Below are 11,377 nucleotides of genomic sequence, written 5' to 3'. Positions count from 1 at the left end.
ATAAATAGCTTATCCGTTTATTCGCATATCAACCAGAACAGCAAGGAGCCCAACCCATATTCGGGTTGAACTCCTGATTAGAAGCTCGGGGTAAAGACCTCCCCAAACCAATGCCTACCTTAATTATTCTTCTAGTGGACCTGCTCGGAAATATGACTAAGCGCCTCTCCAGCGTTGTCTGCAAAAATATTACGAACAGCCAAATCCCCGATCGAGACAATCCCGATCAGACGGTCACCTTCCGTCACGGGCAAACGACGGATTTGCTGCTCTGCCATCAGCTCAGCTGCTTGATCCACCGACATGTCCGCACTAGCTGTACGAATACCTGTTGTCATAACCGTATCAACCGAACCCGAACCTGAATTTTTAGCCGCATAGCCGCGAACGACAAGATCACGGTCCGTTACTACACCGATCAACTTATCACTGCCTTCGCTTTCCACAACCGGAATAAAACCAGTATCATTGTCCTTCATTTTGACCGCAATTTCATAAATATTGTCCTGCGGGGTAACCGTTACGCATTTTTTAGTCATAACTTCCTGAACTTTTTTCATGGGTACTCCCTCCTTTTCAAGAGTAGGGTACCCCATTTCATTCAGCTCATACTCCAGATTGAACCGTTCCCAATTCAACTCATTTTAGCCCTTAATTGCCCCTGCTTTTCGTTCCGCAGCGTATCCCGTAGACATCGCAATAAACAAACGAACCGCGTTAATCATAGCATCCTCATCAAAATCAAATTTCGGATGATGGTGTGGATAAACTGCTCCTTTAACTGGGTTACCCGCTCCTACGAACATGAAGCAACCTGGCACACGTTCCAAATAATACGCAAAATCTTCAGCAGGCATCAGCTTCGACGCTTCCTGTACATTCTCCTCGCCAAAAACAGATTTTGCTTCATTAAAGAAACGAGATGCTTCATGTGCGTCATTGACAACTGGTGGGTATCCCATAATATAGCGAACCTGTGCTGTTGTACCGTATGTTGCGGCTGTAAGCTCTGTCACCTCATGCAGTCGCTCCTTCATTACCGTTCGTGTCTCCTCATCAAACGTACGAATCGTCCCACTCAAGCGACACGTTTCTGCGATCACATTTTGCGCAGAGCCCCCTTGGATGGTTCCCACCGTCAGCACAGCAGGTCGCAAAGGGTCGACTGAACGGCTTACGATACTTTGCAGTTGCATAACAAGAGCTGAACCCGCCACGACACTATCATTAGTGGACTGAGGCATGCCACCATGCCCACCCTTACCTGTGATTTCAATATAAAAATCGTCTGCCGCCGCCATCAGCGGCCCTGCGCAACTCGCGGCCGTCCCGACCGGAAAAGGTGTCCATAAATGGATGCCATAAATGACATCCACACCTTCTAATACACCATCCTTTATCACACTGACCGCTCCGCCAGGCAGCAATTCCTCCGCAGGTTGGAACAACAACCGAATTTCTCCTTGCAGCTCGTCCCGGTTCAGACTAAAATAGTAAGCCGTTCCAAGCAACGCGGATGTATGTCCGTCATGGCCGCAAGCATGCATGGCTCCGTCCACGCTGGAGCGATATTCACATTCCTTTTCATCCTGAATCGGAAGAGCATCCATATCGGCACGCAGTAAGACGACAGGCCCCGATTTAGTACCACGAATGGTACCTACAACACCGTGTCCCCCTACCTGACGGCGAATCTCGATTCCCCAACTCTCCAACTTATCCGCTACAAAAGCTGCGGTTTTGCTTTCTTGAAAGGAAATTTCGGGATTCTTATGTAAATGTCTACGCCATTCCACCATGTTTTCTTGCAAACGATCAAACCAGGTCTCGTCTATCACATGTTGTGTCATTCTGCTCCACCTCTCCTTTTAAAGCATCGGGCAAGTTCCCGATTAATCATGCAGCGTCACCACGTATGCACCGCTGCTCTCAAGTCTTCATTTTTATCCTATTGTAGCAGATATGGAATTGTTGCGATATCTGTTGCTCCAGGGAGCTTGCAGAAGCCCATCAAACATAATATGATAAAATGGATAAACGATAAAATGATAACCGTCTGCGAGGAATATACCTTGTGGCGAATACCGGGGGAAGCTGATATGAGAAATACGAAGCCGGAGACTCGAAGAAGAGGCACACCGGATTTCCAATTGCTGATCCTCACTTTGTTACTGGTTGGATTCGGTGTAATTATGGTATTTAGCTCCAGCTCCAGCGTAGCTCTGCTGAATAAAGAATACAATTTTGATTCTTTATATTTTGTGAAGCGCCAATCTGCTTTTGCTGTACTTGGACTTTTTATTATGTTGGTAGCTATGAATATTAAGATGGAAAAATATAAAAAGCTTTTTGTACCTTTATTTTTCATAACTATATTACTGCTAATCATCGTTCTTTTTACAGGCTCACTTAACGGCGCAAAAAGCTGGCTCAGGTTTGGTAGTGTTGGATTCCAGCCAACGGAGCTTGCGAAAATTTCCATCATTCTTTACTTATCCGCACTCATCGTCAAAAAAGGAGATCGCTTTAGAGATCTGCGGACTGGCTATATACCTGTAACAGTCATTGTAGGCTGTGTTGCAGGACTCATCATGCTTCAACCTGATTTAGGTTCCTGCTTCATTTTGGTTGCTACGAGTGGTCTGATTATTTATGCCGGGGGAGCCAGTGTCAAGCATATTACAGCATCAATCGTCCTGCTCGTGCTAGGTGCTTCCATCGTATTTGGTATTGGGTCGTTGTTTGGAGGAGATTCTGGAACCACAGATGGACAAGCTGCTGCCCAGCAAGATTATAAAATCGGGCGCTTTCAAGCCTTTCTTAATCCCGAGAAATATAGACAAGGTACGGGATACAATCTGGTACAGTCCTTGCAAGCTATAGGTGAAGGCGGCTTAAACGGGTCAGGCTTTGGTAAAGGTATTATCAAGCTTCACTATCTTCCTAATTCATTTAATGATTTTATCTTTTCCGTAATCGGTGAAGAATTCGGATTTATCGGAACAGCCATATTCCTGATGCTATATTTGTATTTCATTTGGCGAGGCATGATCATTGCTCTGCGTTGTCATGATCCGTTCGGAACGTTGGTAGGCACCGGCATCATGGGTTTGATCGCCATTCAGGCCTTCATTAATATCGGCGGTGTAACCCAAACGATTCCAATCACTGGCGTAACGCTTCCATTTATCAGCTTTGGTGGCTCCTCCCTACTTGTCATGATGTTTTCCATGGGCATTATGCTCAGTATTTCTCGTGAGAACACCAAACAAGCGGTGCAGGAACGCACCACAGGGGTAGCTGTCCGTAATGAAGTACCCAATCGCTTTCAAACTCGTAGAACCAACCGTTTTCGCTAAAAAAGAACTTCCAAGGTCCACTTACAACGGTGGCTTTGGAAGTTCTTTTGGTTATGTATAAAATACGAGAGCCCTCTGCAAAAATGGCTATACTGTTGATTCACAAAACGAAAACTGGCGATTCTATAACCACCAGTTTTCGTGTTTTATTCGGGTTATCCCACGGAATTTCCCGACATGTATACAATTGGTTAAAAACATCAATTTGTCGGTTCCTGATTCTTTTACACTGCGTCGTCCTTGAACGCGACACCTTCCACTTTTACGTTCACTTCCACAACCCGCAAACCCGTCATACTTTCGACGGCTTCTCGCACATTTTGCTGAAGAATTCGGGACACCTCATGAATAGGTGTTTCGTAGAGCACGATAATACGTAGATCAATGGCAGCTTCCAGCTGTCCAACCTCCACTGATACGCCTTTTTGTACATTTTTACCGCTCAGCCTTTTGGCCCAGCCTTCCGATAAACCGCCTGACATTGCAGCAATGCCCGGTGTCTCTAATGCGGCCATCCCGGCAATTTTACCTACGACATCGTTGGAAATCTTGATGTTTCCTGCTTCCAGTTGTTGAATTTGCTCTGCCATGACCTATGTCCCCCTTCATCCATCCTTTATTTGTATTGTAAAGCCTCAGCCACTCCAAATGCAAACCCTACGTATGAAAAACAACTTTCGTTTACAACCTATATCATTTTGGGTATATTAATTTAGAAAATCCATACAAGTGACAGCTTTCGCCAAACTTGTACACATCTATTGATATCGAGGTGCTCTTCATTGAAAAAATGGTTATCTCCCGCTTTGCTCATAGCGACATTTGCTCTTAGCGCAGTCGCTCATTACACCCATTGGAACGCTATAGCCCAATTTGTCATTTGTGCAATTTCTGTTGTATTCGTAGCCGGTTTTCTCGGCAGGGCGACCGAAAGTGTCGCGCATTATGCTGGCCAACGTCTAGGTGGGTTCTTAAATGCCACCTTTGGTAACGCAGCCGAACTGATCATCGCATTCTTTCTCGTTAAAGAAGGTCTTTACGATATGGTAAAGGCCAGTCTTACCGGTTCCATCATCGGTAATCTGCTGCTGGTGCTCGGAGCAAGTCTGTTCGCTGGCGGTTTGAAGTACAAAGTGCAAAATTTCAATGTATCGCTGGCTGGATTAAGTGGTTCTCTGATGATTGTGGCTGTTATTGCCTTGTTCGTTCCAGCTGTCTTTCTGAACACACACGTTATCACGGATAGCGAATCAGATACGCTCAGCCTGATTGTCGCAGGCACGCTCATTGTCGCGTATATTGCGTGGCTTATTTTTTCTATGATTACGCATAAGGACTATTTAGCTGACGTGACCGAACAAAAAGATGAAGAATTGCCACATGAGCATGCCCCTGTGTGGTCCAGAAACAAATCCATTGCCTATTTGGTACTCGCTACCGTCATGGTCGCTTTTGTCAGCGAATGGCTGGTAGGTACACTGGAGGTGTTTACGACCCAATTTGGGCTCAGCGAATTGTTCGTAGGTGCCTTCCTCGTCGCTATTATTGGTAATGCAGCCGAACATAGCGCTGCTATTTTACTGGCGATGAAAAACAAAATTGGTGCATCGGTCGAAATAGCTGTCGGCAGCAGTTTGCAAATTGCGCTATTTGTTGCCCCTGTGCTGATTTTTGTCAGTTACTTTATGGGAAACACGATGAATATTGTTTTCACCACTATTGAGCTGGTCGCCATTGCTGTCGCTGTATTTATCGCCAAATCCATTACCCAGGACGGCTCAACCAACTGGTATGAGGGACTCATGCTACTGGTAGTGTATGTATTGTTAGGTGTATCCTTCTTCCTTGTGTAGCTTTTAAGGTTTTAAAATGTACATTAGGATGGTGGAAGGGCGAGGCGCTTTTGCCATCCTAAAGGAACATTTTTTTAAAAAAAGGCATCAAAAAAAGCATGCTCTCAAACTCCGCATGCTCTCATCAATTCAACCGTCTTCCTAATTGGCCTTATTATTCATGGCCTCATATAGAATAGCCAGATTGCGTTCCAGCTCACTGACCAGCTGTTTACCTACCATTTCCGGAAGAAGTCCAGCGCGAACCGCAAAATCCACTTCCTTGGAAAATCCGTACATCTGAGTATCCAGCACTTCCTCATAGAGAGGGCAATAACGGGTTGCCAGATTCTCCATCTGTACTTCAATAAGCTTCTTTATTTTATCTGCATCTTCCTGAAGCAGATTAATAGCCTTGATATTCAATTGTTCCTGCAAATCAGATGAAGTCATGGATTCTTCCCCCCTATGTCTCAATGTCGCACAAGACGTCCTATCCTTAATATTAGACCAAATTGCAGGCTAATACAAGAACCTGACAAAAAAAGCATCCCTACAGTTACAGGTAGGGATGCTTTTGCTTCAAGAATAAAGTTAGCTGGCTACTGAAATATGAAGTCCGTGCTTCTTGAATACCTCGATGATCGCTTTCTTAGCTTCCTCCGCATCTGGTCCATGAACGTGTAGTTCATAGCTATGGCTGCTGACTAGGGTCGTAAACAAGCCCAGTATACTTTTCACATCAATATACTTATTTTCGGAATGAAGGACGATGGAAGAGGTGAACTTGCTCGCCGTCTGTGCAATTTCAACAACCGCCGCGTTATTATTGGACATAGAGATCCCTCGCTTTACTGAATTGTCATGTATCGTTACTCACCCATAATAATACATTGAAATCGCTTTCTCAGCAAGAACGGATATCGTTATTTTAAATTCTCAGGGTTTAATGGCTCCAGCTCAGGCAGTACAAAGATGCCGTCTTTACGAATCAAAACATCGTCAAAATAAATTTCACCACCGCCATATTCTGGACGCTGTATCAACACCAAATCCCAGTGGATCGATGAACGATTACCGTTATCCGCTGTTTCATAAGCTTGACCCGGTGTAAAATGCAAGCTGCCGGCGATTTTCTCGTCAAACAAAATATCCTTCATTGGATGTAAAATGTGCGGATTAAATCCGATGGCAAACTCGCCAATATAACGTGCTCCCTCGTCAGAATCGAGAATATCATTCAGCCGCTTCGTATCGTTACTCGTCGCTTCCACGATCTTACCATTTTCAAAACGGAATTTAACATTTTCAAAAGTAATACCATTATACAGGGTTTGTGCATTATAGCTGATAGTTCCGTTAACGGAATCACGTACAGGCGCGCTGTATACTTCGCCATCCGGGATATTGCATTGACCTGAACACTTGATAGCTCCGATTTGCTTAATAGAGAAATTCAAATCCGTACCCGGTCCGCTGATCCGTACCTTGTCCGTCCGATTCATCAGGTCTGCCAATGCATCTTGAGCTTTGTCCATTTTTGCATAATCCAGATTACACACATCGAAATAAAAATCTTCGAACGCTTCTGTGCTGATATTTGCCAATTGAGCCATGCTGTCATTCGGATAACGCAGCACTACCCATTTAGTGTGTTTCACCCGTTGTTCGCTATGTACCGCATGCTGATAAATGGAATTATACATTTTCATTTTATCTTCCGGCACATCTGACAGATCATTTACATTTTCACCTGCACGAATTCCGATGTAGCAGTGCATTTGCTTCATCCGGTTAAGGTCAATCTCAGCCCAGGTCTCCAGCATCTCCTTTGTCGCGTGACGAAGCATGGCGCTCTGTACCTTACGGTCTGTAAGTTGTACAAAAACATTCCCACCTTTTTTACCAACTTCATGAATGACGGCGTTAAGCAAGTCGCGCTCTGTACCAATCATTTCGATCAATACATTTTCTCCAGGCTGCACTTCAACAGAGTAACCGACCAGATTTTCTGCCAGCTTAAGTATTCTAGGATCTTTCATGTAGTGTCTCTCCTTCTCTATTTCATTCTTTTTGAACAATGGTTAATTCAAAATTCATTGTATCATGCCCGCCACGTTACTTGTAGTCCTTAAAAGTAACTCTGGTTATCAAAGCCTCTTGATGCAGTTCTTCATTCGCTCCTTGTCGGGAAATCCTGCATTCCGATGAAAGCTTTAAGGGTAAACCTGTTTGGCGATCTATGGTCAGATGATACACAGTACGCACAATGGATTGCTCCAGCTGGTTGCTCATATCCTCACAACTTTGTGCCCATATTTGGCTCAACTTCTTTTGCAGTTCTCGATTCGTTCCTGTATGCTGCGTTTTTAATATCCCGATTTGAGGGTTTAAAGTATTCATTTCTTTTATTAAACGATCTTTCAACCAGCGCTTTGCCGAAGCAGATTCCGGTTCAATCCTCAACACCCAAGTTCCCCGGGCAGCTCCCGTTTCCATACGAATGCTCTTATTCAGTGTATTTAATTCCTCAAGCTCCTGAATCGGATTGAAGCGATTTAACATACCATTTCCAACCAGAGGGGGATAACCGGATGTCAGCGCAACCCATTTTCCACTCTGACGAAGAAAACGTTCTTGTGTAACATCATGCTCGGACTTACCTTGTTGCAGAGCTGCGTAGCCACCTTGCTTACGAAAAGCCACTGCAGAGCCCCAGTGCATGGTCAATTCATCGTGATTTCTTAGCCTACCGCGATATTCAAACTGCTTATTCGTCGGCAGACCACTGTCAGCTCTAATTGCAGTCCGTCCAGTAAACGTTACCATCTCTTTGCCGGCCATTCCTGCAACAGCTCTCTTAAAAATCTGCTCAGGAGTATATTGTCGATCCAGTGCACAACCACTTAACACACCTATTACAAGGAACACACAAACCTGCATCACCCATTGCTTTCTCCAATACATCCATCATCCGTCCTATCCTGAACATAACTGTACTCATGAGCAATAAGCCTGCTTCAAGGCAGTTATGCTACCTGGTTCACTTTATCGTGTTTTCCCTATAATTCAATCATACACACGATATAGCTACGTCTAGGATTACCTGTCTGCAATGGGTTATGCAAGACAAAAAGAGAACATTCCCTATGGAATATTCTCTACACATTGGCTACATGATCAACAACTATTCGATTGCGTCCTTCATTTTTCGCTTCGTACAAGGCCATATCAGCCCTATAAAATAAAGATTCAATACTGATCTGCTCATCCAGCCAGTTCCATTCAGCAATCCCGCAAGAAACAGTCACCTGAGGCTCGGTTTCATGCTGCACACGGTAACGTATTTTTTCTGCATATTCGAGCGCCTGCTGAACCCCCAGCTGTGGTAAATAAATGGCAAGCTCCTCGCCGCCCCATCTTGCACATACATCCTCATCGCGAGTCGCCGAACGAACGATATTGCTGACGCTTTTCAAAATTTCGTCACCCGTCTGATGCCCATGCGTATCATTCACCTGTTTGAATTGATCAATATCTACCAAAATAAGAGATCCACAGAAATCCTTTTCCTGATGTTGCTGAATGATTTGGTCCACATAGTGACGTACATACAGACCTGTTAACATATCCATATTAGCCAACCGCCGCACTTCAGCGTGCAGCATAGCATTGGTTACCGCCAATCCGATATGAGGGGCTAGCATTTGCAGCATTTTGTAATTATCGTAAGAGAAAGAGTGTGGAAGCTTGCTGGACAATAGTATAACCCCTTTAGGAGTACCGCTGGTCTTCATAGGTACAACCATCAAAGACTGGGAGTCTGTCGCATCCATAAAATGAGAGGATATCTTTCCATCCTTTCTATAGTCCGACACAATCACTGGTTCTCCTGTTAAGCGTATCAGCCCAGCAAATCCATCTTCAAGAGGGTAACTTTCCAGTCTTAAGCTTTCCACATTACTCGACATGACTTTAAAACAGTTTCCATCCTGATCAAGCTGTACAATACAACAAAAGTCCGCCATGAACATTTTTAATAACTCCTGCACGGCAAATTCAAATATTTCATTTAACTTCAGGCTCTGATTCAAGCGCTGAACCAGTTCATTAATGAGACGCAATTCATGGATAAGTACATTCGATTGCTCAAGCAGCTTCGCATTTTCAAATGCAGTACCAGCCGTATCCGCCATCATGGCAATCAGCTCTACATCCACTTTTTTCATACTATCCGCACCCGATGGAAGAATCATATGGAAAACACCATATACACCCTGCTTGCCACGTAATGGGATGGCGATTTCAGTTATTTCATCTTGTGTACCGACAGGCTCGTTCACAGCCATTTGCCCTTTCATAAATGCACGGACGCATACATCTTCATCCCGTTCATGCAGCAGCAAAGGTTTGACCTGCGGATTGCGACTGTGTCGATCCTGACTCATGTACAAGGTGATATCTACATGGGGAAACAAATAGGCGATGCTCCCGAATACCTCATCCAGCACGCCTTCCACGTCAATTTTGTCATGCATCCGTTTTACAATCTGAAATAAAATAGAACGGCGTCTACCTTCACGATCGCTTCGATTCTGCATCCCAAGGATATCTTCCATAAATATGTACTCAAACTTCGAGTAAAAGCAGGATTTAAAATGTAAAGCAGCTACTAACAATGTGTCCTGATTTGAGACAGAATGTTGAGCAGGCCGTGTAAAACGAAGAGCGGCAAAGGGCTCCCTCTTATAATTACGGCATAGTATGGGAACCATAAACACAAACGCAAGGCTTCCATCACGAAGTTTGCGTTGGCTCACTTCCACCTCTCTAGATATGCAACAACGTTCGACCAAATCCAAATCCTCGTCATCATCTTCTTCCCTACCAGCAACACGAACACCTATAAAATTAAAAACAGCAGTATACTCTTCGTTAATCCAGGATATACCATTGCTCTGCTGTAACCAACTCCGATATCCTTGGACAAGAAGCTGATTAATATAGGGGAAATCATAGGGTGTCATATCCATGTTCTGGAGCCAGGCAAAAGACGTATATCCTTTATCATCAAACAGCGGAGCACCGCTAGCCTGGACTGTTTTACTGTCAAGCATTTGCTGATCCGTTGTTGAAAATTCCGACATATTAAGGCGCTCCTTCACAGCAAAGTTAGCTGTACCAAGACAGCGGCTATACACCACTATAGCTCATAATATGATCTATTTTACTCTCAACTTTAGAAATTTGCATCCATTTTTCAGAAATTCGTCCCACTTTTTTAGTTCTAAAGCCCTATCGACAAATTTTGACGTTTTCATTCTTTTTCTCTTCTTGACATTGACCTACTCTTACATATAGTATATATTATTGAAAAAGACTGTACGGCAGAACTATCTACTGTGCGGATCTTAAATTTTGGGCGTAACAGTTTGTGTCACCCTCATCTTTTTTGTTGCTGACAGGACAGCGGCTGAACTTTTCTGTCAGTAGTGCGTCTTACCTTAATAGGTAGCGCCGAACAAATTGGAGCGCAAAGAGAGCCCCACTCAAATTTTAATTATGAAGGAGTTAACTCTATAATGGCACGTTACACTGGTCCTAAATTTAAATTGAGCCGTCGTCTCGGTATTTCCCTGAGCGGCACAGGTAAAGAATTGAAACGCCCTTTCCCTCCGGGACAACATGGTGCAAACCAACGGAGAAAAATCAGCAACTACGGTATGCAGCTTCAAGAGAAACAAAAGCTGCGTCACATGTACGGCTTGGGTGAAAAACAATTCCGTACCCTGTTCAACAAAGCTCAACACATGCACGGTATCGCTGGTGAAAACTTTATGTTCTTGCTGGAAAGCCGTCTGGACAACCTTGTATTCCGTCTTGGCTTTGCTAATTCCCGTGCAGGCGCACGTCAATTGGTAGCTCACGGTCACGTTACTGTGAACGGTAAAAAAGTTGACATCGCTTCTTACCAAGTAAGCCCTGGCGACGTGATCGGTCTTCGTGAAAGAAGTCGTTCCCTGTCTTCCATCAAAGAAGCTTTGGAAAACCGCAACCACTTGGTAGCTTACCTGGAGTACAATGACGCAGCTCTGGAAGGTAAATTCATTCGTTTGCCTGAGCGTGGCGAATTGTCCCAAGATATCGATGAAAAACAAATCGTCGAATTCTACAACCGCTAATCCT

Annotated in this window: 11 protein-coding genes; 3 read left to right on the top strand and 8 right to left on the bottom strand. The window is 44.3% G+C overall.

What is annotated here, in order from left to right:
- Positions 1 to 131 precede the first annotated feature (131 nt).
- Entirely contained in the window at positions 132 to 560 is a 429-nt protein-coding gene (locus ACL9RM_RS03630) for a CBS domain-containing protein (RefSeq protein ID WP_023989320.1), read from the bottom strand.
- An 84-nt stretch (positions 561 to 644) separates the two neighbouring features.
- Positions 645 to 1,850 carry a M20 metallopeptidase family protein gene (locus ACL9RM_RS03625; RefSeq protein WP_250268770.1) on the bottom strand — a complete coding sequence of 402 codons (1,206 nt, stop codon included), beginning with the start codon at positions 1,848 to 1,850 and terminating at the stop codon, positions 645 to 647.
- Positions 1,851 to 2,099: 249 nt separating this feature from the next.
- On the opposite strand from ACL9RM_RS03625, the gene ftsW reads away from it, so the two are divergent.
- Positions 2,100 to 3,359: a putative lipid II flippase FtsW gene (ftsW, locus tag ACL9RM_RS03620; RefSeq protein WP_061829008.1), complete on the top strand. Its 1,260-nt coding sequence runs from the start codon at positions 2,100 to 2,102 to the stop codon at positions 3,357 to 3,359.
- Between the two features lie 224 nt (positions 3,360 to 3,583).
- On the opposite strand, the gene ACL9RM_RS03615 is transcribed toward ftsW, so the two are convergent.
- Positions 3,584 to 3,949, bottom strand: a complete 366-nt coding sequence (locus ACL9RM_RS03615) for an Asp23/Gls24 family envelope stress response protein (RefSeq protein ID WP_013310912.1) — start codon at positions 3,947 to 3,949, stop codon at positions 3,584 to 3,586.
- Between the two features lie 192 nt (positions 3,950 to 4,141).
- On the opposite strand from ACL9RM_RS03615, the gene cax reads away from it, so the two are divergent.
- Positions 4,142 to 5,212, top strand: coding sequence for a calcium/proton exchanger (cax, locus tag ACL9RM_RS03610; protein ID WP_061829007.1), 1,071 nt, complete (start codon positions 4,142 to 4,144; stop codon positions 5,210 to 5,212).
- Between the two features lie 141 nt (positions 5,213 to 5,353).
- Here cax and ACL9RM_RS03605 read toward each other — a convergent pair whose 3' ends face one another.
- The 5 genes from ACL9RM_RS03605 to ACL9RM_RS03585 form a co-directional block, all read right to left on the bottom strand.
- Positions 5,354 to 5,644: a YlaN family protein gene (locus ACL9RM_RS03605; RefSeq protein WP_007431028.1), complete on the bottom strand. Its 291-nt coding sequence runs from the start codon at positions 5,642 to 5,644 to the stop codon at positions 5,354 to 5,356.
- Between the two features lie 141 nt (positions 5,645 to 5,785).
- Positions 5,786 to 6,028, bottom strand: a complete 243-nt coding sequence (locus ACL9RM_RS03600; RefSeq protein WP_061829006.1) for an HPr family phosphocarrier protein — start codon at positions 6,026 to 6,028, stop codon at positions 5,786 to 5,788.
- 89 nt (positions 6,029 to 6,117) lie between these two features.
- Positions 6,118 to 7,233 carry an aminopeptidase gene (locus ACL9RM_RS03595; RefSeq protein WP_069289891.1) on the bottom strand — a complete coding sequence of 372 codons (1,116 nt, stop codon included), beginning with the start codon at positions 7,231 to 7,233 and terminating at the stop codon, positions 6,118 to 6,120.
- A gap of 76 nt (positions 7,234 to 7,309) precedes the next feature.
- A complete protein-coding gene (locus ACL9RM_RS03590; protein WP_165177530.1) occupies positions 7,310 to 8,134 on the bottom strand; it encodes a hypothetical protein in 825 nt (274 codons plus the stop codon).
- Between the two features lie 218 nt (positions 8,135 to 8,352).
- Positions 8,353 to 10,338 (bottom strand): sensor domain-containing diguanylate cyclase, encoded by a 1,986-nt coding sequence (locus ACL9RM_RS03585; protein ID WP_250268771.1) that lies wholly within the window; start codon positions 10,336 to 10,338, stop codon positions 8,353 to 8,355.
- Positions 10,339 to 10,773: 435 nt separating this feature from the next.
- On the opposite strand from ACL9RM_RS03585, the gene rpsD reads away from it, so the two are divergent.
- Positions 10,774 to 11,373 (top strand): 30S ribosomal protein S4, encoded by a 600-nt coding sequence (gene rpsD, locus ACL9RM_RS03580; RefSeq protein ID WP_013310919.1) that lies wholly within the window; start codon positions 10,774 to 10,776, stop codon positions 11,371 to 11,373.
- Positions 11,374 to 11,377 lie beyond the last annotated feature (4 nt).

The organism is Paenibacillus sp. S29, assembly GCF_049319765.1.
Lineage (GTDB): Bacteria > Bacillota > Bacilli > Paenibacillales > Paenibacillaceae > Paenibacillus > Paenibacillus polymyxa_B.
Note: the sequence above shows the minus strand (reverse complement) of the source record. Positions and strands in the feature narration are given on the sequence as shown.